The 23,218-nt window shown below is 64.8% G+C and carries 26 protein-coding genes; 11 read left to right on the forward strand and 15 right to left on the reverse strand.

Features of this window, described 5'->3' with window-relative positions; translation table 11 throughout:
* Positions 1-18 precede the first annotated feature (18 nt).
* The 10 genes from ESB00_RS00470 to ESB00_RS00515 all read left to right on the forward strand — a co-directional run bounded on the left by ESB00_RS00470 (position 19) and on the right by ESB00_RS00515 (position 6,906).
* Positions 19-393 carry a hypothetical protein gene (locus tag ESB00_RS00470; RefSeq protein WP_129045772.1) on the forward strand — a complete coding sequence of 125 codons (375 nt, stop codon included), beginning with the start codon at positions 19-21 and terminating at the stop codon, positions 391-393.
* 71 nt (positions 394-464) lie between these two features.
* Positions 465-842 (forward strand): hypothetical protein, encoded by a 378-nt coding sequence (locus ESB00_RS00475; protein ID WP_129045773.1) that lies wholly within the window; start codon positions 465-467, stop codon positions 840-842.
* Positions 843-864: 22 nt separating this feature from the next.
* Positions 865-1,095, forward strand: a complete 231-nt coding sequence (locus tag ESB00_RS00480) for a hypothetical protein (RefSeq protein WP_129045774.1) — start codon at positions 865-867, stop codon at positions 1,093-1,095.
* A gap of 20 nt (positions 1,096-1,115) precedes the next feature.
* Entirely contained in the window at positions 1,116-1,571 is a 456-nt protein-coding gene (locus ESB00_RS00485; RefSeq protein ID WP_129045775.1) for a hypothetical protein, read from the forward strand.
* Between the two features lie 90 nt (positions 1,572-1,661).
* On the forward strand, positions 1,662-2,063 hold the full coding sequence (locus ESB00_RS00490) for a hypothetical protein (protein ID WP_179954366.1): 402 nt from the start codon (positions 1,662-1,664) through the stop codon (positions 2,061-2,063).
* An 81-nt stretch (positions 2,064-2,144) separates the two neighbouring features.
* The gene (locus tag ESB00_RS00495) at positions 2,145-2,588 is read left to right on the forward strand and encodes a DUF2231 domain-containing protein (RefSeq protein WP_129045776.1); all 444 of its coding nucleotides are present in this window, start codon (positions 2,145-2,147) and stop codon (positions 2,586-2,588) included.
* A 7-nt stretch (positions 2,589-2,595) separates the two neighbouring features.
* Complete coding sequence (locus tag ESB00_RS00500; protein WP_129045777.1) at positions 2,596-4,821, forward strand: multicopper oxidase family protein; 2,226 nt, start codon at positions 2,596-2,598, stop codon at positions 4,819-4,821.
* A gap of 23 nt (positions 4,822-4,844) precedes the next feature.
* On the forward strand, positions 4,845-5,171 hold the full coding sequence (locus ESB00_RS00505) for a hypothetical protein (protein WP_129045778.1): 327 nt from the start codon (positions 4,845-4,847) through the stop codon (positions 5,169-5,171).
* Between the two features lie 211 nt (positions 5,172-5,382).
* Positions 5,383-6,081: a class I SAM-dependent methyltransferase gene (locus ESB00_RS00510; protein WP_129045779.1), complete on the forward strand. Its 699-nt coding sequence runs from the start codon at positions 5,383-5,385 to the stop codon at positions 6,079-6,081.
* Between the two features lie 27 nt (positions 6,082-6,108).
* Positions 6,109-6,906: a hypothetical protein gene (locus ESB00_RS00515; protein ID WP_129045780.1), complete on the forward strand. Its 798-nt coding sequence runs from the start codon at positions 6,109-6,111 to the stop codon at positions 6,904-6,906.
* A 266-nt stretch (positions 6,907-7,172) separates the two neighbouring features.
* Here the strand turns inward: ESB00_RS00515 and gndA are convergent, their stop codons facing one another.
* From gndA to ESB00_RS00545, 6 genes are all read right to left on the reverse strand, one after another.
* Positions 7,173-8,675 carry an NADP-dependent phosphogluconate dehydrogenase gene (gene gndA, locus ESB00_RS00520; protein ID WP_129045781.1) on the reverse strand — a complete coding sequence of 501 codons (1,503 nt, stop codon included), beginning with the start codon at positions 8,673-8,675 and terminating at the stop codon, positions 7,173-7,175.
* Between the two features lie 84 nt (positions 8,676-8,759).
* Positions 8,760-9,062 (reverse strand): hypothetical protein, encoded by a 303-nt coding sequence (locus ESB00_RS00525; protein ID WP_129045782.1) that lies wholly within the window; start codon positions 9,060-9,062, stop codon positions 8,760-8,762.
* Positions 9,063-9,141: 79 nt separating this feature from the next.
* Positions 9,142-10,023: a hypothetical protein gene (locus ESB00_RS00530; RefSeq protein WP_129045783.1), complete on the reverse strand. Its 882-nt coding sequence runs from the start codon at positions 10,021-10,023 to the stop codon at positions 9,142-9,144.
* Positions 10,024-10,078: 55 nt separating this feature from the next.
* Positions 10,079-11,203, reverse strand: a complete 1,125-nt coding sequence (gene dnaN / locus ESB00_RS00535) for a DNA polymerase III subunit beta (protein ID WP_129045784.1) — start codon at positions 11,201-11,203, stop codon at positions 10,079-10,081.
* Positions 11,204-11,399: 196 nt separating this feature from the next.
* On the reverse strand, positions 11,400-12,305 hold the full coding sequence (gene pssA, locus ESB00_RS00540) for a CDP-diacylglycerol--serine O-phosphatidyltransferase (RefSeq protein ID WP_129045785.1): 906 nt from the start codon (positions 12,303-12,305) through the stop codon (positions 11,400-11,402).
* Between the two features lie 13 nt (positions 12,306-12,318).
* The gene (locus ESB00_RS00545; protein ID WP_129045786.1) at positions 12,319-12,669 is read right to left on the reverse strand and encodes a type II toxin-antitoxin system RelE family toxin; all 351 of its coding nucleotides are present in this window, start codon (positions 12,667-12,669) and stop codon (positions 12,319-12,321) included.
* 220 nt (positions 12,670-12,889) lie between these two features.
* Here ESB00_RS00545 and ilvA point away from each other — a divergent pair, with 220 nt between their 5' ends.
* The gene (ilvA, locus tag ESB00_RS00550; RefSeq protein WP_129045787.1) at positions 12,890-14,116 is read left to right on the forward strand and encodes a threonine ammonia-lyase; all 1,227 of its coding nucleotides are present in this window, start codon (positions 12,890-12,892) and stop codon (positions 14,114-14,116) included.
* Between the two features lies 1 nt (position 14,117).
* On the opposite strand, the gene ESB00_RS00555 is transcribed toward ilvA, so the two are convergent.
* From ESB00_RS00555 to ESB00_RS00595, 9 genes are all read right to left on the reverse strand, one after another.
* Positions 14,118-15,395, reverse strand: a complete 1,278-nt coding sequence (locus ESB00_RS00555) for an AmpG family muropeptide MFS transporter (RefSeq protein ID WP_129045788.1) — start codon at positions 15,393-15,395, stop codon at positions 14,118-14,120.
* A 202-nt stretch (positions 15,396-15,597) separates the two neighbouring features.
* The gene (locus tag ESB00_RS00560; protein ID WP_129045789.1) at positions 15,598-16,278 is read right to left on the reverse strand and encodes a hypothetical protein; all 681 of its coding nucleotides are present in this window, start codon (positions 16,276-16,278) and stop codon (positions 15,598-15,600) included.
* A 309-nt stretch (positions 16,279-16,587) separates the two neighbouring features.
* The gene (locus ESB00_RS00565) at positions 16,588-17,241 is read right to left on the reverse strand and encodes a DUF2959 domain-containing protein (RefSeq protein WP_129045790.1); all 654 of its coding nucleotides are present in this window, start codon (positions 17,239-17,241) and stop codon (positions 16,588-16,590) included.
* Positions 17,242-17,420: 179 nt separating this feature from the next.
* A complete protein-coding gene (locus tag ESB00_RS00570) occupies positions 17,421-17,975 on the reverse strand; it encodes a DUF1810 domain-containing protein (protein ID WP_218938650.1) in 555 nt (184 codons plus the stop codon).
* Between the two features lie 171 nt (positions 17,976-18,146).
* Positions 18,147-19,286, reverse strand: coding sequence for a M48 family metalloprotease (locus ESB00_RS00575; protein WP_129045791.1), 1,140 nt, complete (start codon positions 19,284-19,286; stop codon positions 18,147-18,149).
* Positions 19,283-19,774 (reverse strand): SH3 domain-containing protein, encoded by a 492-nt coding sequence (locus ESB00_RS00580; RefSeq protein WP_129045792.1) that lies wholly within the window; start codon positions 19,772-19,774, stop codon positions 19,283-19,285. The genes ESB00_RS00575 and ESB00_RS00580 overlap by 4 nt, the downstream gene beginning before the upstream one ends.
* Positions 19,771-21,825 (reverse strand): adenylate/guanylate cyclase domain-containing protein, encoded by a 2,055-nt coding sequence (locus tag ESB00_RS00585; RefSeq protein ID WP_164975963.1) that lies wholly within the window; start codon positions 21,823-21,825, stop codon positions 19,771-19,773. Before ESB00_RS00585 ends, ESB00_RS00580 begins: the two co-directional genes overlap by 4 nt.
* 101 nt (positions 21,826-21,926) lie before the next feature.
* Complete coding sequence (locus ESB00_RS00590) at positions 21,927-22,508, reverse strand: DUF4202 domain-containing protein (RefSeq protein ID WP_129045794.1); 582 nt, start codon at positions 22,506-22,508, stop codon at positions 21,927-21,929.
* 142 nt (positions 22,509-22,650) lie between these two features.
* Positions 22,651-23,199, reverse strand: coding sequence for a hypothetical protein (locus ESB00_RS00595; protein ID WP_129045795.1), 549 nt, complete (start codon positions 23,197-23,199; stop codon positions 22,651-22,653).
* Positions 23,200-23,218 lie beyond the last annotated feature (19 nt).

Raw genomic sequence — 23,218 nt, forward strand, 5'->3', positions numbered from 1 at the left:
ACCCAAACAGGATACGCCATGAAAACAAAACTGACAGTGCTCCTCCTCGCCGGTCTCCTGGCCGGCGCGTCCACGGCCCTCGCCGGCCCCCCCACGGGAACCTGGCAAACGCTCAACAAGCCGGCTCAGTTTGAGAAGCTCAAGGCCGGCGACAAGATCGCCTACGTGTGCAACCAGTGTCAGACTGTGACCGAGGTAACGGTCCAAAGCACCGCTGCCGCCATGGAACACTGCAAGGAGGGGGCCACCGTGACCTGCCCGTCGTGCAAGACCAAGGTCAAGGTCGTCACCAAGGGCCCACCCAAGAACCCCACGCTCGTGCGTGAGGTGACCTACGTGAACGAGAAGGGTGAACCCTGCTTCTTCATCGCGAAGCCGGCAGAAAAACCCTGACCGTTTAGGCCACAACGGCTGTTCTGGCCGCCCGTGTCCCTGCACGGGCGGCGAGTCCACCCCCCCGAAACATGAACCTCCCCCGGGTGTTCGTAATGATCCTTGGGTTGATTGTCGGAACGGCGGCACTCTCCGTTTACTTCGACCGTGCGAAGGTCGGTGCGTCGCTGACCACCAAAGCCCAGTTTGAACAGCTCCGCCCCGGGGACCGGATCGTCTATGTCTGCCGGGAGTGTGATGCCTCTCGAACGGTCTTGCTCGGCAGTGTCGCCGAAGCGCTGGAATACTCCCGGGAAGGGGCGACGTTGAGCTGCCCCGGGTGCAAGGACGAGATGCGGGTGGTCCTGAAGCAAATCCCCGGAAACCCCGATTCACCGGTCGAGGTTCACTACGTCAACAAGAAGGGGCACGAGTGCCTCACCATCGCCAAGGCGCTGCCCGAGACCTGATTGCTGCGGCGCCCTCCTCCACATGCCTCCTGAAGATGACAAGGGCGAAACCTGCACCGTCTGCGGCAAGTCCACCGAAGGTGCGGCGGGATTCGCCCACCTCTACCACAAGGGGCAACGATTCTCCCTGTGTTGCCCCATGTGTGTCGATGCGTTCCAGCGACACCGCGACCGCTTCGTCCGGGGCGAGCGACCGCGCAGCCTGCTTGACGAAACCATCGCGCAGATGACCTGGAAGGAACCGCCCGGATAACTCGGCCCCGTTCTGCCGCCATGAAAGATCATCCACGATTCACTCACGGCCGCGCGCTGGGGATGGCGGCCCTGGCTGTAATTCTGACTGCCGGCTGCGCTACCCCGTTCAAGGCTCCGCCCGATCTGCGCCACGTTCGTCTCCAGCGCGTGGACTCTCCCGTTGTCCGGATCGATAAGATTTGGCTGGAGCGAAAGGACGGCCCGCTGGCTTTGCGCGGCTACGTCATCCGACGATTGAGCGCCCTTGATACCACCGACACACACCTCGATGTCACCCTTTACGACGCCAGCGGGCGGGTATTGCGGACCAGCCAGGAGGGTTTCACGCCCAGACAAATTGTGCGTCTCCACCGCCTGCCGGCCTACGCCAGCTACCGAGTTGTTCTGGATCCGTTACCACCGGGAGTTGATCGGATAGAAGTGCGGGCGCACGAGGGCCTGCATCACGGAACTTCCGGAGAAACAGCGCGATAAGAAATTACCCGGAAAAACAAAATACCTGAGTGATTTTCCTGCCTGCGGTGTATGTATCCCGCACCTCTCCTCAACCACTACCATCCACGCATGAATACTCGTCTCGCTCTTCGCTCCAGCATCGCCGGTCTCGCCTTGGCTTTCGTGGCCGCCGCGACCGTGCTCACCCCCGCCCAAGCCCATGAGGGCCACAAAAAGGATAAGGAGCGGTCCAAGGACTCCGCTCAAACCGCGGCGGACTATCCCGTCGATTACTGTGTCGTTTCCGGAGACAAGCTCGAGGATGGCGACATGGGGCCCCCGATCAATCACACCTACAAGCAGGAAGGGAAGCCCGACCGGCTCGTGCGGCTCTGCTGCAAGGACTGCGTGAGGGACTTCAACAAGGACCCCGAGAAGTTCCTCAAGATGATTGACGACGCCTCTGCTGCCAAGGCCAAGGGCGAGAAGCCGGCGGCTCCGGCCGCCCCGGGACGCGGCAAGCATCATTGATCAGCCCGCGCTCCGCATGATTCAACCGGCCGGGGCCAAGCGCTCTGGCTGGGTCTGCCACGTCTTTTCCATTCCATCGCAATGGACCTTTCCACGCTGTTCGGCCGACTGCACCCCTTGGTGCTGCATTTCCCTATCGCGCTGCTCCTGCTCGCCGCCGCCCTCGAAATGGTTCGACTGAAGTGGGACCGGCCGGGTCTGGGCGGGACCATCACCCTGCTCATGGTCATCGGTGCGACTGGAGCCCTGATCGCGACGGCCACCGGCTGGGTGTTCGCGGTGGAGTCGCACCCTCGTCCGTCAATGCGGTGGATGCTCCAATGGCATCGCTGGTTGGGAGTGCTCACCACGGTTTTGGCCGGTATCGCCGCGTGGCTCGCTTTCCGTTTGTCCGAGGCGCCGAACCCGGGGGCTCGCTGGGTGCGGCGTTCCGCGATCTGGCTGACCAGCCTGATCCTGATTGGCGCGGCCCATCTCGGCGCACTCATGGTGTGGGGCGAAGACTACTTCGATCCGTCTTCCTAAGCCCACCATGCCGTTTCGCCGCTTCGCCCTCCTTTTCCTCGCATTGTTTGCCGCGGCCCACGCCTGTGACGAATGCGGCGGCAAGCTCAAGGCGTCCTGGTCCGAGCGCGAATCCGAGCCAAAGGCCTCCACGCTGTATCCCGACGCCAAGATCGTCGAATACACCCTTGAAGTCAGCGAGGTCGTGCTGTCGCCCGCAGGCAAGCCGGTGCGCGCACTTGCGTTGAATGGCTCCGTGCCCGGACCGACGCTGCGCTTCCGCGAGGGGGAAATCGCCCGCATTCATGTGCGCAACCGGCTCACCAAGGAAGAGACCTCCACCCACTGGCATGGCTTGCTCGTTCCCAATCTGGAGGATGGCGTCCCGAATATCACAACCCCGCCGATCAAGGCGGGCGAGTCTCGGACCTTCGAGTTCCTGCTCAAGCACGCCGGCACCTATTGGTATCACAGCCACACCGGCCTGCAGGAACAGCGCGGCGTTTACGGCAGCATTGTCATCGAGCCCAAGGAAGGCACCCCCGCCCGCGCAGATTTGCCCCGCATCGATTACGACGAGGTCGTGGTGCTTTCGGATTGGACCAATGAAAACCCCGACGAGGTCATGCGCACGCTTTTGCGGGGCAGCGAGTGGTATGCCATCCGCAAGGGCACTGCACAGTCACTCTGGGGCGCGCGGGAGGCCGGCCACCTCGGCGACTTCCTTGACCGGGAGAAATCCCGGCTGCCAGCGATGGATGTCTCCGACGTGGCCTATGATGCCTTTCTGCTTAACGGGCGGCCTCGGCAGTCCTTGGCCGTGCGTCCGGGCGAAACGGTGCGCCTTCGGATCATCAACGCCTCCGCCGCGACCTATTTTTACGTCAGCGCGGCGACCGGGCCGCTCACGATCATTGCGGCTGATGGCATTGATGTCGTCCCGATTCAGCAGCAGCGACTGCTGATCGGCATGGCCGAGACTTACGATGTCCTTGTTCGAGTGCCTGTCGAAGCCGCTTCCGCGGCCTGGGAAGTTCGGGCCACCGCTCAGGACAACTCCGGACACGCTTCCCTGTTTCTCGGGGAAAGCGGTGCTTTGGAGCACCCCGCGCCGGCCCCCGGCATGCTCAACGCCTACAGCATGGAGGTGGCCCTCGGAGCCGTGCTCAACGAAATGGACGAGTCCGGCACCGTGAGCGACGCCGAGGCCTTGGCGTCGGAAATCGACCGGCCGCTGCCGCCTTACAAGCGTCTTCGCGCCACCCAGCCTACGGCTTTGCCTCCGGCCGCGCCGACCCGCGAGATCACGCTCCGTCTCACCGGCGACATGTGGCGCTACCTGTGGTCCATTAACGGCCGGTCGATCGACGAAATGAGCACCATTCCGGTGAAGAAGGGCGAGGTGCTGCGCGTTGTGCTGGTCAACGACACCATGATGCACCACCCCATGCACCTGCACGGGCATTTTTTCCGTCTGCTCATGCCCGACGGCGCCCCGGCCGAATTCGCGCCGCTGAAGCACACGGTGGACGTGCCACCGATGAGCCGCCGGGTGATCGAATTCTACGCCAACGAGGACCGCGACTGGCTGTTTCACTGCCATCTGCTTTACCACATGATGTCCGGGATGGCCCGGGTGTTTAGCTACCCGGCGGGCGTTGGCATGTCGGCAAAGGACGCAACGGGGGCGGCGATGGGAGCGCCGGGATCGCTCAAGCCCACCGGTGCCGCCTACCGCCCCATGCTCGGCGAGCATGCCCATCCGCACACCTACGCTTGGATCGACGGCAGCGTGCAATCACACCTCAGCGAGGGCCTGGCCACGATCCAGCGCGGTCGCGACAACCTCAACCTCGCCTGGGAGCTCGGCTGGGAGCGCGTGCCCAGTAGCACCTACGAGATCGAGGCCACCTATTCTCATTACTTTAACTCCCGCTGGACCGCCTTCACCGGGTATCGCGCTACCAATTCGCGCGGTGTGCGTGAAGGGGCCATCGCCGGTGCGACCTACCTGTTACCCTACCTGTTCGCGCTCACCGGTTCCATCCACAGCGCTGGCGAGGCTCGCGTGAGCGTCGGTCGTGAAATCCCCCTCACCAGCCGGCTGAGCCTACTGGTGAACGCCCAGTATGATACCGCCGAGGAATTCGCCTGGCAGGCGGGAGTAAGTTACACGGTCTCCAAGCGACTGTCGCTCATCGGCTCCTACGATGCGGACTACGGCCTCGGCGCCGGGGTCGGGTTCCGCTTCTAGCCACTGCATTCATTTCACCAACCATGAAACCTCAATCCAACACATCCAGTGTCCTTGCGTCGCTTGTCCTCAGCTTGCTCTTCGCGCTCCTTGCTCCCGCGATCCATGCGGCCGAAAAACCGAAGGAGGCGGTCAAACCATACCCCCTGAACGTCTGCATCGTGACCGACAATGACCTCGGCTCGATGGGCGACGAGCGCACCTTCGTTTACGAGGGCCAGGAGATCAAAATCTGCTGCAAGCCCTGCGAGAAGAAATTCCTGAAAGACCCGGCCCGCTACCTCAAGAAGCTGGCCCCGGCGCCGGCGGAGAAGTCCTCCGCGCCTGAGGCCCATACAACCAAATCCTGAATCCCACATGCCATGAACTTTCCCAAGAATGTCGGCACCTTGGCCGTCATCAGCGGGACGCTCCTTCTGGCCGGGGCGCTCCATGCCGGGAAAAAGTCATCAAGAAGCAGGGACTCTCGACCAGCGTCCTCAGGCGAACGCAGGACGGGTGGACGTTCCGCCTGATCCACAGCTCATCAAGGAATCTCCCCAAGCCAAACTGACCGGACACATGGCTGAGCCGACTTACATCCCGGCGCTCTCCTACGCATTCCTGACTCGCTGGTATGACGTGGTGGTGCGCTGGACGACCAGGGAGACCGTATTTCGCCATGCGCTGCTTTCCCAGGTCGCACCAAAAGATGGTCACCGGATTCTGGATGTCGGCTGCGGCACCGGCAGTTTCGCGGTGCAGTTGAAGCTCGCCGCTCCGGGGGCCGAGGTTACGGGGTTGGACGGGGATGCCGCCGTGCTGACCATCGCGAGAGACAAGGCCCGGCGCGCCGGCCTTGATCTTGCTTGGGTCCAATTTTCGGCGCTGAACCTGCCGTTTCCGGACGCGCGCTTTCATGCGGTGGTAAGCAGCCTGTTCTTCCACCACCTGAGCCTTGAGAACAAGGGGCGGGCGCTGGCCGAAATTTGGCGGATACTGGAACCGGGTGGAGAGCTGCATATCGCCGACTGGGGCCGACCCAGGAACCCTCTTATGCGTGCAGCCTTTCTGAGTGTGCAGCTCCTGGATGGCTTCAATACGACGCGGGACAATGTTGCCGGGCGGCTGCCGGAACTTATCGCGCAGGCTGGGTTCGTCGGCACGGAAGAAACAAAACGCTTGGCCACGCCCTGCGGCAGCCTGTCATTGTATCGGGCATATAAACCTCCACGCGCCACTCCGCAACGGCCTGATGGGGATGTCCTCTCCGCCCGATAGCCCCCCTTTGTCCGCACCTTTTCCCCGATGGCCGTCTCGGCTTACAAGTTCACGCAAGCGCTGCACTCCATGCGCTCTGCCTTCAACGCAGGCCGAATCTTCGGTATAGCGGCGCTGGCCTGGGTCTCATCGGTGCCTCCCTTGCGAGCATCGGACGATGCCGTGTCGCTCACGCTTTCGTCCGGCCTTGCGTCAGATCATGTTGATCGGGGGATCGAGCGGGCAGGCACCAGTTGGCAATCCTCCGTCTATGGCTCCGTGTCGGGGTGGAAGGGCCGCGTATGGTATGGCAGACCGCTTGATGCTGATGGCGTGGAGGAGGTGCGCTCGTCCCTCGGCCACGGCTGGAAATTGAGCAAGACGGCCGCGCTTGAGGTCACCGGCACCCACTTCTGGTATGTGGATCAGTCGATTGCAAGCGCGCCTGCTCACTCCTTCGAGGGTGTGATCCGCCTTTTCTCGATCACGGCCGGACGATGGAATCCCTCCCTCGAAGCCGCTTACGACATCCGCTATCGTTCGACCGCTGTCGAGCTGTCGGTAGAACGCGAACTCTTGACTCGGGCGGGGGCGTGGACGCTTCGGGTATATGGTGGACAGGTGAACGCACGGGACGTTTTGCCCGACACCGCCAGTGTCACCCTGCACGACAGTTACATCTACTATGGGGCTGTCCTTGGGCTTCGTCGGATGTTCGGTTTGCGCTGGGGCGTGCAGGGGGAAATCGGCCTGCGCGGCTCTGCCAATCAGAGTTCGGCTTGGTCAGAGATCCCAGCGCGAACTGCGCGCGGGCGATTCTCGCTGAACACGCTCTATCAGTTTTGACCACGCCTGACTGGGTGGGGCACGAGTGCGCTTTTCCTGCTCTGAAACGCTTGCCCCCTGAGGGGGTTACACTTTCCGGGGCATTGAACCCCAAATACTCACGTTTCCGGGTTATTCTGGCTGCTTAAATACTGTTTACCCACTTCCGCCTACGCGCGGCGAGAGCTCCACTGTATTCTCCGTGGTGACGATTCAATAGTCACTGGTGACGTTTTGATTATCACCAGTGACGTTTTGAATTATCCGGAGACATCCTGCCATTTGGCTCAGGCTTCGATTTGCGGGCGGGTGGGTTCCGGCCAGTCGATGTGGTAGAACTTGCCGCGGGGCTTGTCGGTGCGCTCGTAGGTGTGCGCGCCGAAATAGTCGCGCTGACCCTGGAGCAGGTTGGCCGGCAGGCGGGCCGAGCGGTAGCTGTCGTAGTAGGCGAGCGCCGACGCGAAGGTCGGGGCCGGGACGCCGCACTCGGCGGCGAGGGCGACGACCTTGCGCCAGTTCTCCTGCGCCTTCTTCACGGTCTTGTTGAAGTAGGAGTCGAGGAGCAGGTTCGCGAGCTTCGGGTTGCGGGCGTAGGCCTCGGTGATCTTCTGGAGGAAGGTCGCCCGGATGATGCAACCGCCGCGCCAGATCTGGGCGATCTCGCCGAAGTTGAGCTTCCAGTTGTATTCCTGCTGCGCGGTGCGCATGAGCTGGAAGCCCTGCGCATACGAGCAGATCTTCGAGCAGTAGAGGGCGTCGTGGATGGCCTGGATGAGGGCCTTCTTGGAGCCGCGATATTTCTTCTTCGGGCCCTTGAGGATCTTCGAGGCGGCGACTCGCTCCTCCTTCACCGCGGAGATGCAGCGGGCGAACACGGATTCGGCGATCGTCGGGGCGGGCACACCCATGTCGAGCGCGTTGACCGACGTCCACTTGCCCGTGCCCTTCTGGCCGGCGGTGTCGAGGACGATGTCCACGAAGGGCTTCTTCGTGACCGGGTCCTTCTGTTTGAGGATGTCGGCGGTGATCTCGATGAGGAAGGAGCCGAGCATGCCCTCGTTCCACTCGGAGAAGATGGCGCCCATCTCGGCGGGCTTGAGGCCGAGCAGGCCCTTCATCAGTGCGTAGGCCTCGCAGATCATCTGCATGTCGCCGTACTCGATGCCGTTGTGGACCATCTTGACGTAGTGGCCCGCGCCGTTCTCGCCGATGTAGGTCGCGCACGGGACGCCACCGACGATGGGTTTGCCGGGGGCGGCGCCGGTGAGCGGCTTGCCGGTCTTGGCGTCCACCTTCGCGGCAACGGCGTTCCAAATCGGGGCGAGTTCCTTGTAGGCGGCCGGGTCGCCGCCGGGCATGAGGGCCGGGCCGAAGCGCGCGCCTTCTTCACCGCCGGACACGCCGGAACCGATGAAGCGGAGACCTTTTTCCTTCAGCGCCTTTTCGCGGCGGATGGTATCGGTCCAGAGGGCGTTGCCACCGTCGATGATGATGTCGCCCGGCTCGAACACGGACACGAGGCCGTCGATCACGGCGTCGGTGGCCTTGCCGGCCTGCACGAGAATGATCGCCTTGCGGGGCTTGGAGAGGGAGGCGGCGAATTCCTCGAGGGTTTTCGTGCCGACGAGACCGCCGGGCGTGTTCGGGTTTTCCGCGACGAACTTGTCCGTCTTCTCGACGGTGCGGTTGTAGACCGAGATCTGAAAGCCGTGGTCGGCTATGTTGAGAGCGAGATTCTGACCCATCACGGCGAGACCGATGAGTCCGATGTCAGAGTGGGTTTTAGCCATAGGGAACGCCGTATCTAGCATCGGCTCCCCCAAACACCAACCCGTTTTTGGGCAGGCGCGCGTAATAACCCAACCCGCTGGCCCTCAGGGCTTGGGCGTGGTCTTCTGCTTGGCGTCGTAAGCGCCCGCGCTGGGGAAGAAGGGGGCGATCTTGTTCACGAGCGGGGTCAGGAACCTGGGTTCGTTGCGGTTATAGACCCAGGAAAAGAAGACGACGGTGACCACCACGAACACCACCACGCCGGCCACGATCTTGTTCATCTTCATGATCCGGCGCCAGAGCAGGATCGCCAGAATGAAGGAGCCCACGACGATGCCGATCTTCATCCAGACGTCGGGTTTCAGCGACTGGAGCTTCTCGATGGCGGTGACGGCGAACAGGAACATGCCCCGGTAGTTAATGCGGCGTTGGCCGGTGACGAGTCTTTTTGAGGCCGGCCCGGGTTTTCACAACCGATTGCTGGGGTCAGTAGCGCTGCGCCAATCCAAGGTAATCGAGCAGCCAGGCCTCGCGCCATACCCGGAACCGGCCCTCGGGGGTGATCTTGCCGTATTCCTCGCGATCGGCGTGCGGGAGGAGATAACCCAGCTCCGTGTTGATGACCTCCATCTGCTGCTGCTGCTGGTTGATGTCGTCCAGCGGGCTGGTGTCCCAAGGCACCGGATGCTCGTTGGCCTCTTCCATCCGCCGGTGGTGGCGGGCCACCATTCCCGCCAGCGATCGCCGCCAGGGCGTGCGCTCGACGTGCCAGTTTTCGGGGTAGAAGCCGCCGAAGGGGATGTAGAGATTGTCGGTCACGTAGCGCCGGCCCGACTGCGTCTTGCTCACCAGGCTGAAGCACACCGTGATGGCTCCGCTCTCCTGCGGGACGAACAGGGTGTGGAGGCGCGTGCCGAGATCGGGGCTGTGATGAACGGAAGTGCGGAGCCAGATGCCGCCGCCGAGCTCGGCCTTGAGCGCCTGCACGGGAGTGAAACGGTTGTCGCGCAGCCAGTCGCGCACCTTGAGCAGGCGTTTTTGCGTGGGCCACTCGTCCCCGCTGGTGTTGACCACATAGCGCGGGAAGAGCGGCAACGGACTGAGGCTGATGGCACTCACCTTGAACCAGTTGAACGCCGATTCGATGAGGAACCAGAGAAGGAAGGCCGCGAGCCCAATCACCCAGACGGGCCGGTCGATCCAGCCCAGCTGGGCGTTGGCCTGGGCCGCGAAAAGCGCGAAGAGGATCCAACGCAGCCAGCGGATCGGGATCGCCAGCAGCGGCGAGGCCAACCGTAGGTTGATGTAGAACAACAGCAGCAGGAGCGCGACCGCCGGAGCGAGAAACAGCGACAGTGTCTCGGACATGATCGGGTTGGTGGTTTTGCGGGGTGCGGACACCCCGCCCACGGGGATGGGTGCGTCAGCTCAGCCGCACGGGCATGATCACGCAGACGAAGCTTTCCAGCGTCTTGAAGACACCGGGGCTGACCTCGTCCTTCAGCTCGAAAAACACTTCGTCCTTGGTCAGCGCGCGGAGCGGATCCATGACGAACTGCGGGTTGAAGGCCACCTGGAGGTCGGGGCCGCTGTAGGAGATCGCCATCGACTCGTGTGCCTCGCCGAAATCGGGCGACGAAGCCGTGATCTCAAGCAGGTTCGAGGTGAGCTTGATCTTGACCGAGTTGGACTTCTCGGAGGTCACGAGGGCGGCACGGTGCACACACTGGAGGAACAGCTCGCGCTCCAGCTTGATGCGCTGGTGGGTCTCCTTGGGGATGACCTGCTGGTAATTCGGGTAGTTGCCCTCCACCACTTTCGAGAAGAGGTAGATGCTGTCGGTCAGTCCGCCGGCTTCCTTGCCAGTCTCGATCTGGAACGCCGCCCGGCGATCGTTGAACGCGATGGTGAGCTTCTCACCCTTTCCGAGCAGGCGCAGCAGCTCAGCCACGGTCTTGGCGGGCAGGATGATGGCGCCGGAACCGTTGGCGGTCACTTCCATTTCCTTGCTCACGAGGGCAAGACGGCGTCCGTCCGTCGCCACCAGCGCGAGTTTGCCATCCTTGAAGTTGAAATAGACGCCGTTGAGGATGTACCGCGTTTCGTCGGTGGACTGGGCGTAGGCGACGTTGCCGAGCATGGTGGCCAGCTCGCCCTGGTTGAGGGTGTGCTTTTTGTCGTCGCTGGAATCCGGCAGCTTGGGGAATTCCTCGGCGCCGATGCCCATGATGCGGAAGTTGGATCCGCCCGAGGCGATCTTGGCCTGGTGGTTGGCGGTCGCGTCGAAGGACACGTCCACGTTGGGCAGCTCACGCACGATGGTGGCGAGGCGCTTGACCGGCAGCGTGATGGAGCCGCCTTCCTTGACCTCGGCCTTGATGCGGCAGCGGATGCCGAGGTCGAGATTGGTGGTCGTGAGGGAAATGTGGTCCTTCTCCGCCTCGATGAGCACGTTGCTCAGGATGGGCATGGCGGCCTTGGAGCCCACCACGTTGAGGACCTGGGCCAGGCCGTTGCTGAAGTGATCGCGGTTGATCTTGAATTTCATCGTTCGAAAGTCGCTCGGGGGGTTGGAATTAACAAAGGCTGATTGAAGAGGGATTCAATAATGAAAGAGTATCAGTCTTATTATGGGGGCCGAATATGCGAACAACCGGCGTTTTCCCTCCCGAAACACGGCATTCGTGGCTGTGAATGATTTCGGATAGCTTGGGGACAACACGCCGTTTGTTCACAGGATAAAGTTATTCGGATTCGCCCTGCTTCATTTTCACAACCTTCCGGCGAAGAGCCCGCATCTGGGCGTGGCGGGCGGCGCGCTGGTAGTGGGCGAAGAGTCCGTAGGCGATATAACCCAGGAACAGGAACACCAGTGCAACCTCCCGCAGCTTGACGACCAGGCCCGCGATTATGACCACGAGCACAAAGGTGCGGAAGCGCGTCTTGGTCTCCCAGTTCACCTGCTTGAAGCTCGGGTAGCGAATGGTGCTGACCATCAGGAACGCCACGAGGATCAGCAGCAGCGGCAGCGCCACGGTGAGCTGGCGGAGTTCGCGCTCGTTCTTGGCCAGATTGACCAGCAGGAGCACGAGCGAGGCGACCGTGCCGGCGGCCGCGGGGATGGGCAGGCCCACGAAATCCTTGTGCGATTCCGCATCGTTGCGGTGAAGGAGGGGATTGGTGATGACGTTGAAACGCGCGAGCCGCACCGCGCCACAAAGCAGGTAGATGAAGGCGATGAACCAGCCCAGCTCGCGGAACCACTGGTAGTCACCGCGCGGCGCCAGAATCAGGAAGAAGGTCATCAATGCTGGCGCCATGCCGAACGACACCACATCCGCCAGGGAATCAAACTCCGCCCCGAAGAGCGAGGTGCGCCCGCCCCACCGGGCCAGACGGCCGTCCAGCGAGTCAAAGACCACCGCCAGCAGGATAAACCACACCGCCTGCGTGTAGAGCTCGAGCGCCGACAAACCCGGGTGCAGCAGGGCGTATTCGCCGCCATCCGTCATCAACCGGGCCTGGATGCACTTGATGACCGCGACGAACCCGCAAAACAGGTTCCCCGCCGTCATCAGGTTGGGCAGAAAATAAATCCGGCTCGCCTGCGTGACGTTGTAGGGATTCTCGCGTTGCTGCAGGTCGGACATGGCCGGGCGCGCCTTACTTGGTCAGGCTTTCGAGGTATTTCCAGAACTTGGAATCCTGTTCAAAAAGCTGCTTCTCGCTCACCGGGAGCTTCATGCGGAAGAGGGCGTCCTCCAGCGAGTCCTTGTGCAGGATGTAGTGCGTGTGAAGCTTGTCGTCGGAAACCGTGAAATAGAACCGAAACTCGCCGGCCCGCAGGCGGTAGAACGTGTGTTCCCCGCGGGTGAACCGGCCGAGCGGCTCGCGCGGGTTGGCCAGATCGGCGGGGCGGACCTTGCTGATGGGCTCGATCGCCTCCAGCTGGGCCAGCTTGTCGAGCCGGTTCAGCTCGCGCATGCTTTGATCGGAGAAAGTGACCTGATACATGGTGGAGAAAGTTAGGCGGTGTGGTGGCGGGACCCGGCGCGCCTGACCCGCAGTCATCAGCCCGGTTCCGAACGTTGTGAACGGCAGGTCTGTAACCCACCGCCCCCTGACAGCAACGCTATTCGCCGGCCGCAGCCCGGCCCGCCATTCGACAAGCGAGACCGTGATCTCACCCCGCCATCGAGATTGCCCCCGCCCGCTGTTGGCGCATGCTGCGGCCATGCCCCAGGATTCAGTCGTCACCCCCGCCGACATCCGCGCGGCCCGCCGCCGCATCGCCGGCGGAGTGGTTGAAACCCCCTGCCCGGAATCCATCCCGTTGTCCGAGATCACCGGCACCCGCCTCTGGTGCAAACTCGACAACCTCCAGCGCACCGGCTCGTTCAAGGAACGCGGTGCGCGCAACGCGCTGCTCCAGCTTCCGCCCGCGCAGAAGAAACGCGGCGTGATCGCCGCCTCCGCCGGCAACCACGCGCTCGGCCTTGCCTATCACGGCCGGCTGCTCGGCATTCCGGTCACCGTGGTCATGCCCGACTACGCGCCGCTGATCAAGGTCAGCACCTGCCGCCGCCTCGGCGCCCGCGTGCTCATCCACGGCCGCGATTTCGCCGAGGCCCGCGCCCGGGCCAACGCCCTCGTGGCGGCGGAACAACTCGCCTACATCCATGGCTTCGACGACCCCGCCATCATCGCCGGCCAGGGCACGCTCGGTCTCGAAATCCTCGAACAGGTGCCCGACGTGGATGCCATCGTATGCCCCGTCGGCGGCGCCGGCCTCATCGCCGGCCTTTCGCTGGCCGTGAAATCCGCGCGCCGTCGCGTGCAGGTCGTCGGCGTCGAGAGCACCGAGACGGGCAACTTCACCGCCGCGCTTCGTGCCGGCAAGCCCGTGCTGCGCCCGCGGCGCGCCACGCTGGCCGACGGTCTCGCCACGCTCACCGTCGGCGCCAACGCGTTCGCACTGGCGCGGCGGCACGTGGACAAGGTCGTGCGTGTGAGCGAGGACGCCATCGCGCTCGCGATCCTGCGCATGATCGAGCTTGAAAAATCCGTCGTCGAAGGCGCCGCGGCCGCGCCCCTCGCCGCGCTGATGTCCGGTCAGCTCCCGGAACTCCGGGGCAAGAATGTCGTGCTGGTCGTTTGCGGTGGCAACATCGACCCGGCCATCCTCAGCCGCGTGATCGAGCAGGGCCTCGTGCACGACGGTCGCCTCACACGTTTCACCGTGCGCATCAGCGATCGCCCCGGCGGCCTCGCCGCGCTGGCGCAGGTCATCGCCGGTTGCGGCGCGAGCATCAAGGACATCGCCCACGACCGCGCCTTCAGCGGGCCCGACATGCACGCCGTCAACGCCGTCTGCACCGTCGAAACCCGCGACCGCGCCCACATCCGCGAATTGCACCGCGCCTTGCGGAAACACGGATTTACACCCGCGGTCGCGAAATAACTCACGCTTTCTTCCCGAACGCCGGGTCCACCTTGAGCAGGGGGATGACGAGGACCGAGGGGAGACACGCGAGGCAGACCCAGACGAAGAACCACGGATAACCCATCTGTTCCTGGAGCCAGCCGCTGGGCAGGCTGGGTAACATCATGCCGGCGGCCATGAACCCCGTGCAGAGCGCGTAGTGCGCCGTCTTGTGCGGGCCATCGGCGACGAGCATCATGTAAACCATGTAGGCGGTGAACCCGAAGCCGTAGCCGGCCTGCTCGACCACGACGGCCGCACCAATGAGTCCGTTGGACGCCGGTTGCGCGGCGGCCAGCCACACGTAGGCGAGGTTGGGCACGTGCATGCACGCCAGCATCGGCCAGAGCACCCGGCGCAATCCCCACCGCGCGATCGCGAGTCCGCCCAAGATGCCGCCAATGGTCAGCGCGGCGACGCCGTAGGTGCCGTAAAGGAGGCCGACGTCCTTCGTGGTCAGGCCGAGGCCGCCGTCGCCGCGTTCATCGAGCAGGAACAGACGCGCGAGCGCCACGAGTTGCGATTCCCCCAGCCGGTAGAGCAGCAGGAACGCGAGGATGATGCCGATGCCGGGCCGCGCGAAAAAAGTCCGGAACGTCGCGAGCCAGTCCCCGCTCGCGGACGCCACGACCCGGGTCGGCTGGTCTCCCGGGGGCTTGGGCAGCGTCAGCGCGTGATAAAGCCCCGCGACGGCGACCAGGACCGCCGGCGGCACAAAGACCCACGCCCACGCCGTGCGCACGCTGCCGGTGGATTCCTCCAGCGCGCCGGCGAGATAGACGAGGCCGCCCTGACCCGCGAGGTTGGCCAGGCGGTAGAACGTGCTGCGCACGCCAACGAACGCCGCCTGCTGGTGCGGCGGCAGCGCGAGCAGGTAGAAACCGTCGGCCGCGATGTCGTGCGTGGCCGAGGCGAAGGCCAGCAGCCAGAACAGCGCGAGCGTCCAGCGGAAGAAATCCGGTCCCGGCACGCTCAGCGCCACCGCGGCCAGTCCGGCGCCGAGGAAAAATTGCAGCGACCACACCCAAAGCCGCTTGGTGCGGTAACGGTCCACCAGCGGCGACCACAGGCCCTTGAACACCCACGGCAGGTAGAGCCAGCCCGTGTAGAACGTGATCTCGGCATTGGAGACGCCGAGCTGCTTATACATCGGCACCGACAGCGCCACGACGGCGACGTAGGGGATTGCCTGGCAGAAATACAGCGACGGCACCCACGTCCACGCGCGCCACGAACTCGGTTGGGGGGAAGGCTCCATCGGTGCGACGCAGCGTGCGGGTTTGCGGCGTGCGCGCAATGTTGGAGCACGCGGGCGATCGGTTGTAGGGCGGGGTCTCTGAACCCCGCCAATTCCCATGTAGGGTCGGCGCTTGCGCCGACCTTGCGCACGAGGTCGCCGCAAGCAGCTTCCCTACACAAACAGGCGGGGTTCGGAGACCCCGCCCTACAGCAAGCCAGCCTTACGGCTTCGTCACCGTGACCGTCTCCGTGCGCGTGGAAACGGCGCCGTCGGGGGCGGTGACTTGGATCGTGCGCGTAACGGTGCCGTCCTCGTTTTTCTTGGAAGCAACCTCCCGCTCGGTCGTCTTGCCCTGCGGACCGGTGACGGTTTGCGTCTTGGTCGTGGTCCCGTTTTCGTGAGTAACCGAACCGGTCGTTGTGGCGGTCTTGCCGGCGGCGTTGGTGACGGTGCCCGTGCTGGTGCGACCGTTTTCGGTTTTCGTCGTCGTGTTCTCGAAGGTCTGGCTCTTGCCGTTGAAACCCGTGCGGCTGCCCGAGGTGCTGACGGAGCCGTCCTCGCTCCTCTGCGAAGTGCTGTTCACCGTGGCGGTCTTGCCCTCGGGGCCGGTGGTGGTGCGGGTGGAGGCGCCGGTGCCGGTGGCCTTGTCCCAGGTGCGCTCGGATTTGCGCGTGGCGGTTTCGCCGTCCTGGTTGGTGACCGAACCCTCGCGCGTCTTCTTGCCCTTCTCGCGGGTGGTCGTGCCCTCGAAGGTGCCGGACTTGCCGTTGCTGTTGGACCAGGTGCCCTCGCGCTCCTTCACCTTGGTTTTCTTCTCGGCGGCGTAAGACGGGACGGCGGTCAGGAGAAAAGCGGCGCCGAGCGCCGCGAGGATCAGGGACAGACGGGAGGAGGTCTTCATGAGGTGGGTGGTTTCCACGGGAGACGGCGGCAACGGGGAGGCGGGTTTCGCAGGGCGCGGTAAAATTCCCGGGAAAACCTGATGCGGGCCATGTAACCAAGCGCGGGCAGACACGTCAACGCGCGGACTTGGGCAGTAGTCGCGCTTGAATCCTGCCGATGCGGGATGAAAGCGTGGGTGCATGGGACCACGCTTTCGCCGTTTCGACAAGCTCAAGCCGTTCGACAAGCTCAGGCCCTGAGCAGCAGCCGAAGGGGTCCCGAGCCTGTCGAGGGACTGCGCTCCAGCGCGGCTACTAAAGCGGCCAACCTACTGCCCGGCGGTCTTCATCGCCGAGATGAAGGCGTCGGCTTCCTTGATCGCCTTTTCCATGTCGGCCACGAGGCGGCCGATGTCGCCTTGGAGGGCGCGCGTGGTGCTGTCGAGCGAGGCCACGGCCTGGGCGTTGAGGTTGTGTTTAAGGAAGAGGACGTTGTCGCGGAAGGTGACGAGCACCGGCTCCATGCGCGCGGCCGCCTGGTCCATCACGCGGCGCAGCTCGGCGTAGCGGCGCTTGGTGGTCTCAAGCTGCCGGGCGCTCTGCGCGCGCAGGTTGGGGTTGTTGTATTGGGCGAGCTCCTCGCCCCACTCGACAAAGAGGGCCTGCGCCACGCTCTCAATGGCCTCGATGCGGTCGCGCACGGCGGTGGCGCGCGACTCGCAGTCGTCGAGCTGGTCCTTCAGGCCGTCGTAGGCTTTCTGGATATCCGTGGCCGGCACCTTGGTGACGGCGAGGAACTCGTGCAGCGCGCTGGCGAATTGCTCCTTCGCCGCCTGCTGCGCCCCGCGCGCCTCCTCCACGCGGTCCACGAGGATCTCGCGCTTCGGCACGCCGAGCTTCTCCATGGTCTTGTAGTAGGTACCGGCGCAGCCGCCGAGCACCAGGCTCAGGCCCAGCAGCAGGAAGGAAGGAAAGGATGGCATCTTGCCCATGACACCAAAGTCCGGCCAACGTTGCCCACGGCGCAACAGCAAATCCGGGATAGCGGAGTTGGCCGGTCTCACTGCCTCCGCTGCTTCATTAAACGAGCTGGTCGCTCACCAGCCGGGCAACCTCCGTGCGACCGTGTCGGCGGATGGTGTGGAGCCGGATTTCCAAGCCTTCAAAGAAGCATTCGGCCTTCAGCCAGGAGCTTGAGGGTGATCCCGTCGTCCTGGCCCTGATAGAAATCCTTCAGGGTTTCGGCAAAGAGCGACTCCGGTCCGGCTACCGACTTGAACAGGGTGAGGCAGGACTGGAACTTGATCGCGTCGATGGGGCCAAGGATCCGTTCGGGGGCTGCATCCTTGTGCAGCCGGATCGCATTCACGCATTCATGGAGTCGCTTACCCAACAGCGGGTGTGCCAAATAGGCCTTCGCCTCCTCGCGCGATTCCAGGCCAAACAGGAAGGACATCTCGCTTGTTCCCATGCCACGCAACTGGGGTAAGACATACCAAATCCAGTGCGTTCGCTTCTGGCCCGCCAGGAGCTCCTGTAGCGCCTGGGCATAGTCGCCAAACCGGGGGCCGAGGGATCCAGACTGGGCATCCACGAAACGCTCAAGTCCGCACTCGGCGACCATGCCGGAAAGAGCGTCCAGGGTTGCGGAGTTCTGAATCGGCTGAAGGGTGCGGAGCCGTGCGAGCTTGGCGTTAAGATCGAGGGACGGGGACATGATTGATTAAGGGTTGGTCTTTCCCGGAGCCACTTGGCAGCAGGACCTGAATCTGACTGAACTTGACCGAGATGGATGATGGAGAGCCAACGAGAGAATGGCCCGCTATCTCCTGCTGGTTAAACCAACATGGCGTTTAGCGTGGCGGTGCTGACCAAAACTGCGGAGGCCTCAGTCAAACGCCACCGCACCGGGCGCGATCGCGAGCACGCGCGAGCCGGCGGGGGCGACGAGGCGGAATTCGCGGTTGCGGGGCACGAGCACGAACTCGCCGGGCGCGAGCACGACGGCACCTTCACGGAACTCGACCTGCACGGCGGCGCCGAGGGCCTGCAACAGCACCTCGCCTTCGCCGTGTTGGTGCCACGCAGACGCATCATCCGTCGCGACCGAGCGCACGACCGCGCCGCCAAGGCGGGCGAGGATGCCGGCGTTGCCGGCCGGATCGAGCTTGGCGGGCAGCGGCTTCGGCGCCGCCGGCGGCGCGGGCTCGTCGGGCAGCTTCTGGATGCGCACGGCCAGCGGCGGGTGCGTGGAGAACATCGTCTTCCGGTTCTCGCCCGTCTGCTTGAGGTTCGCGAGCACCGCGCGCAGGCCGCCGGGGGCGAAACCGTTGGTCACGGCGAGTTGGCGGCCGTCCTTGTCGGCCTCGTATTCCGTCGGCGCGTCAAAGCCGGTTTCGACGATGGCTTTCACCAGTCCGCCGATGTCCACGCCAAGCTGGGCGTTTATCTGCTGCACCTGGGCGTTGAGCTCGCGGGCCTCGCTGCTGCGCTTGAGCAGGAGGCTCTTGCCGCCGGCCGCGGCCTCGTTGCGCTCGACGATCTTCAGGGCGTGGCGGTTGGTGATGTGCGCGATCTCGTGGCCGAGGATGCCGGCGAGGGTGTCGTCGCTGTCGGCGCGCTCGTAGAGCCCGCGGGTGATGAAGACCCAGCCGCCGGGCGCGGAAAAGGCGTTGACCGTGTCCGAAGCAAGCACGGCGAAACGCCACTCGAGGTCGGGCCGGTCGGAGTAGCGGGCCAGCGCCTGGCCCACGAGGTTCACGCGGTGCATCACGTCGGATTCGCGGACCACGCCGCCGTATTTCGCGATGATTTCGAGTGCGACGGCGTCGCCGATCTGGCGCTCCTCCTCGGGACCGATGCCGGTCACGCCCTTGGCGACCTTCGAGGCATCCTTGGCCGTGTCCACGCCCTGCTTGAGCTTGTCGAGGCCCTTGGAGAGCTTGCCGAAGTCGAGCTGCGCGGAAAGCGGCGCGGCAGCGAGCACGAGACTCGCGGCGAGGGAAAGGATGATACGGCGCGGGCTCATTGGTATTCCCCCTTCTTCTGCGCCTGCAGGTAGGCGTCCACTTCCTCGGTGGTGAGTGCGGCGCACTCGTGGATGACCCACTCAAGATCGCCTTGCGCGGAAGCGAGGCTGCGGGCGGAAGCGTATTGGTTGACGACGTTCGAGAGCGGGCGGGCCGCAGCGGTGGCCGTGGTCTGGGCGGCGGCTTGCGGCACACCATCGAGCAGGCCTTTGACCTCTTCGGGTTTGGTGAGGGCCAGGTTGCCCTTGAAGACCCAGCCGGCGGTGTCGCCTTCGCTGACGCGCAGCCACGCGCCCTGCATTTCCTCGATCTTCACCTGCCGGCCGAAGGGCAGGGTGCCCGCGGCTTCGGCTAGGGGCTTGGGCTCGGCAAGCAGTTTGGTTTCGGCGCGCTTGGTAAAGGCGAAGCCGCCGGCCTCAAAGGCGAAGAGCGCCGAGGCGGTGGCGAGGGCGGCCAGCAGGGCCGCGGCGGGGAGGGTTCTTTTCATTTGGAATCCAGGGAAATGACAGGTTCCCAGTCGGGCGGGGGCGGGGATTGGGTGAGGGACGTGGCTTCGAACTGCCAGCGGCGGGTGGTCAGGTCGCCGGGCCGCAGCGCCAGCGCCCGGGTGAACGCGGCGGCGGCCTCGGCGAAACGCCGTTGGCAGAGGGCGGTGTAGCCTGCGCGGTAGATTTCGACAAACTCCTTTTCTTCGGCCGGCAGGGTGCCGGCGACGCCGTGCAGGGTGTGGACCTCGATGGCCTGCAGCTTGCCCTTCACGCGCAGGCGGGCGAGCGGACGCGTTACCATCGCGCTCTGCACGCGCCGGGCCGTTTCCTCACCGAGCAGGATGCCGGTGCCGAAGGCCTTGTTGGCGCCCTCCAGCCGCGAGGCGAGGTTCACGGTGTCGCCCATCACGGTGTATTGTTTTTTCCGCGAGGAACCGAGGTTGCCGACGACCATGTCGCCCGTGTTGAGGCCGATGCGGACTTCCAGCGTCACGCCGACCTTGGCGGCGTAGCGGGCGTTGATACCGGCCAAAGCGGCGCGCGCCTCAAGCGCGGCGTGGCAGGCGGCGACGGCGTGGTCGGGCAGCTGCTGCGGCGCGCCGAGCACGGCCATGACGGCGTCGCCGATGTACTTGTCCACGTACGCGCCGTGGCGGTGCAGGCATTCGCTGGTTTCCTCAAGGTAGGCGTTGACGACCTCGACCATCTGCTCGGCGGGGAGTTTTTCGGAAAGGTCGGTGAAACCGGCGAGATCGGAGAAGAACACGGTGGCCTCGCGCCGCTCGCCCCCGAGACGGATGGCCGCCGGGTTGCGCACGAGCTCTTCCACGACGCCCGGGTCCACGTAGGCGCCGAACATCGCCTGGATCTCGCGTTTGCGCCGCTGTTCGCGCCAGAAGTTTTCCACCACCACGCCGAGCAGCACCAGCGCCACGCCCGCTGCGGGTGTGGCGGGTGGCAGCCACCAACCCGCCGACAGGCCGGCATAGGCTCCGCCGAAGAGCACCGCGGTCAGCACCACTGCGATGCCGACCGGCGCAATGATGGAAGTGCGGTTCAACCCTGCAAGCAAGACGGCGGCGCCGGCGAGCAGCGTGGCCCCGAGCCCAAAGGGCCAGGCCAGCGCCGTGATGAAGCCACCGGTCACGAGATTGGTCCACGCGGTCCAATGAATCAGGACGCCCGGCTCGACCTTGCCCACGGGCAAAGGCTTCACGTCGAAAGTGCCGCTGGCGTTGGCGCCGACGAAGACGACCTTGCCCCGCACGGCGTCGGCCAGCGGCCCCTGCAAGGCAGGTTCTGCCGCCAGTGCTGCCGCCAGGCCGGGCGCGTCCAAATCGGGCGCGGCGTTGGCCAGACGTTCGATGATCGGGCGGCCAACCGCGATGAAGTCCGCCGCCGAGTAAACCTTCACGCCCTTGGTCTCGATGGACCGCAATCCCCCGTGCCAGCGGAGGAGACCGCCCTGGGCGTTTTTCGGGCGTTTTGGTTCACCATCTGCACTGCCCGCAAGGGAAAGAGGCAGGTCGTAGCGCCTGGCCACACCGTCAGCGTCAGCCGGAAACTCCACCAATCCCGTGCGCATCTTGTTCCCAAAAAACTGCGGGTGCGCCGCCACAAACTCCTCACTCCAGAAGACCGGCGGCCGTTCCGCCGTGCGCGCGAGCACGACCGAAGGGGCGGCCGCGGCGAGGCCGGCGAGCAGCTGGTCCTGCATGGCATCGGATTCCTCGAAGAAGGTGAAGTCCACCACGACCTTCTCCGCGCCGGCGAGGTGCAGCGAGGCGATGAGCTGGGCGAAGATGAGCCGCGGGAACGGCCAGCGCACCCCCTGCGCGCTCATGGCCGCCATGGTTTTCTCGTCCACCAGCACCAGCGCCGAATTGTCCGGCAGCGGTGGGGCCTTCAGCGGATGCCGGCTCGCGGCGTCGAAGAACCCGCGGTTCAGGGCGTCGGAGAGCGGCGAGAGGTGGAACAGCCCGACGAGCGCGACCACCGGCAGCAGCCAGCGCCAGCGGAGGGAGAAATCGGAGTGTGCGGGGTCGGCCACCGCGGGGGATTCGACCCGCTCCGCCGCCGCGAGGCAAGCTGTAGCGGAGGTCCGTGCCCGCCGGCGCCCGGGGTCGGCGCTCATAGAGCGCCGCCACAGCTTCACGCCCCTGTGATCGCCTCGGTCACCAGCGCGCCGATGGCGGGCGGAAGCGGGATGGTCTTCGCCAAGTCCTGGCCGCGCGGGCTCATCTTTTTCCAGGTCTTGCGGATGATCTCCACGAACTTCTCGCGCGGATACTCCGTGTGCTGCGCGGCGAAGTCCCCGATTTCGTTCTCAAGGAAGACGAGGCAGGCGGCGTCCTCGAGCGCCTGGGTGCCGGGATTGGTCTTCATCGCCGTCTTCGAAACCCAGGTTGCCGCCGCGTCGGCGTCGGCGGCGGATACGCCGGCCTGCAGCAGGAGTTCACGGGCGCGGTCGGCCTGTTTCTTGTAGAGCGACTGGCGCCACTTCAGGTAGCCGGCCTTGCCCTCGGGAAAAGTGGCGCGCGGCACGAGCCAACGTTCGAGGTGCTGGCAGCGGGCGGCGAGGCGCAGGAGGTCGGTGGGCTCGGCGGCGGCGCGGACGACCCACGCTTCCATGCGGTCGGCATAGACGAGTTCGGCGGGACGGCCGTCGGCCGTCTTCTTGGGATCGCCGGCGTGGGCGGCGTCGATCAGTTTGCGGGCGCGGGCAAAGCTCATGGGCGGCAGGATGCAGGCGGCGGGACAGCCACAAAAAGCACAAAAAACACCAAAGTTCGGATGGGGTGGGAAGATGGAGCCGGCGCTTCGCGCGGGCTTGCTCAAACGAGCCTGCGCGGAGCGCGGGTTCCGCCCCCCTCGCTCACTTCACCCCGTCGCCGTGGGTGACCCTGCCGTTGCGGAAGACGATCTGTTCTTCGAGGTCGGGTTCGGAACTGCCGCCCCCGCCCAGCACGACCGGCGGGATATAGACACCCGTGCCGCCGCTTGGGTAGGTGCCGGGATACGTGCCCGGGTAGGTTCCCGGATAGCTTCCGGGATAGCCGGCTCCACCACCGGTGCCCACGCTCACGGTGGTGCCTCGGGGCAGGATACCACCCCCGCCAAGCACGCCGCCCCCGCCGTCGTTGCCGGAGCGGATGCGATACACCCAGATCTCGTCCCCGTTGCCGCGCTCGATGCGTTCGGTGGGTTTGCCGCGCGCCACATAGACCATGTCGGTCGTCATGCCACGTTGCACCTGGCCCGAGAGGACGGCGTCCTTGATCTCGATGGGCCACGACTCATAGACGTCGCGGTTGGCATCCACCCGGTCCATGATGGCGTTGGGTGAGGACGCCGATTCGCAGCCGGTCAGCCAGGCCAGCCCTCCGGCCAAAATGAGGGACGGAAGCAAACGGGAGAGGTGCATGGCGGGTAACATGACACAA

The organism is Oleiharenicola lentus, assembly GCF_004118375.1.
GTDB classification, from domain to species: Bacteria; Verrucomicrobiota; Verrucomicrobiia; order Opitutales; family Opitutaceae; genus Lacunisphaera; species Lacunisphaera lenta.

Bases quoted from the DNA above. Each gene is read 5' to 3' on its own strand.
- ESB00_RS00470 (WP_129045772.1), top strand. From the start codon at position 19: ATGAAAACAAAACTGACAGTGCTCCTCCTCGCCGGTCTCCTGGCCGGC.
- ESB00_RS00475 (WP_129045773.1), top strand. From the start codon at position 465: ATGAACCTCCCCCGGGTGTTCGTAATGATCCTTGGGTTGATTGTCGGA.
- ESB00_RS00480 (WP_129045774.1), top strand. From the start codon at position 865: ATGCCTCCTGAAGATGACAAGGGCGAAACCTGCACCGTCTGCGGCAAG.
- ESB00_RS00485 (WP_129045775.1), top strand. From the start codon at position 1,116: ATGAAAGATCATCCACGATTCACTCACGGCCGCGCGCTGGGGATGGCG.
- ESB00_RS00490 (WP_179954366.1), top strand. From the start codon at position 1,662: ATGAATACTCGTCTCGCTCTTCGCTCCAGCATCGCCGGTCTCGCCTTG.
- ESB00_RS00495 (WP_129045776.1), top strand. From the start codon at position 2,145: ATGGACCTTTCCACGCTGTTCGGCCGACTGCACCCCTTGGTGCTGCAT.
- ESB00_RS00500 (WP_129045777.1), top strand. From the start codon at position 2,596: ATGCCGTTTCGCCGCTTCGCCCTCCTTTTCCTCGCATTGTTTGCCGCG.
- ESB00_RS00505 (WP_129045778.1), top strand. From the start codon at position 4,845: ATGAAACCTCAATCCAACACATCCAGTGTCCTTGCGTCGCTTGTCCTC.
- ESB00_RS00510 (WP_129045779.1), top strand. From the start codon at position 5,383: ATGGCTGAGCCGACTTACATCCCGGCGCTCTCCTACGCATTCCTGACT.
- ESB00_RS00515 (WP_129045780.1), top strand. From the start codon at position 6,109: ATGGCCGTCTCGGCTTACAAGTTCACGCAAGCGCTGCACTCCATGCGC.
- gndA (WP_129045781.1), bottom strand. From the start codon at position 8,675: ATGGCTAAAACCCACTCTGACATCGGACTCATCGGTCTCGCCGTGATG.
- ESB00_RS00525 (WP_129045782.1), bottom strand. From the start codon at position 9,062: ATGTTCCTGTTCGCCGTCACCGCCATCGAGAAGCTCCAGTCGCTGAAA.
- ESB00_RS00530 (WP_129045783.1), bottom strand. From the start codon at position 10,023: ATGTCCGAGACACTGTCGCTGTTTCTCGCTCCGGCGGTCGCGCTCCTG.
- dnaN (WP_129045784.1), bottom strand. From the start codon at position 11,203: ATGAAATTCAAGATCAACCGCGATCACTTCAGCAACGGCCTGGCCCAG.
- pssA (WP_129045785.1), bottom strand. From the start codon at position 12,305: ATGTCCGACCTGCAGCAACGCGAGAATCCCTACAACGTCACGCAGGCG.
- ESB00_RS00545 (WP_129045786.1), bottom strand. From the start codon at position 12,669: ATGTATCAGGTCACTTTCTCCGATCAAAGCATGCGCGAGCTGAACCGG.
- ilvA (WP_129045787.1), top strand. From the start codon at position 12,890: ATGCCCCAGGATTCAGTCGTCACCCCCGCCGACATCCGCGCGGCCCGC.
- ESB00_RS00555 (WP_129045788.1), bottom strand. From the start codon at position 15,395: ATGGAGCCTTCCCCCCAACCGAGTTCGTGGCGCGCGTGGACGTGGGTG.
- ESB00_RS00560 (WP_129045789.1), bottom strand. From the start codon at position 16,278: ATGAAGACCTCCTCCCGTCTGTCCCTGATCCTCGCGGCGCTCGGCGCC.
- ESB00_RS00565 (WP_129045790.1), bottom strand. From the start codon at position 17,241: ATGCCATCCTTTCCTTCCTTCCTGCTGCTGGGCCTGAGCCTGGTGCTC.
- ESB00_RS00570 (WP_218938650.1), bottom strand. From the start codon at position 17,975: ATGTCCCCGTCCCTCGATCTTAACGCCAAGCTCGCACGGCTCCGCACC.
- ESB00_RS00575 (WP_129045791.1), bottom strand. From the start codon at position 19,286: ATGAGCCCGCGCCGTATCATCCTTTCCCTCGCCGCGAGTCTCGTGCTC.
- ESB00_RS00580 (WP_129045792.1), bottom strand. From the start codon at position 19,774: ATGAAAAGAACCCTCCCCGCCGCGGCCCTGCTGGCCGCCCTCGCCACC.
- ESB00_RS00590 (WP_129045794.1), bottom strand. From the start codon at position 22,508: ATGAGCTTTGCCCGCGCCCGCAAACTGATCGACGCCGCCCACGCCGGC.
- ESB00_RS00595 (WP_129045795.1), bottom strand. From the start codon at position 23,199: ATGCACCTCTCCCGTTTGCTTCCGTCCCTCATTTTGGCCGGAGGGCTG.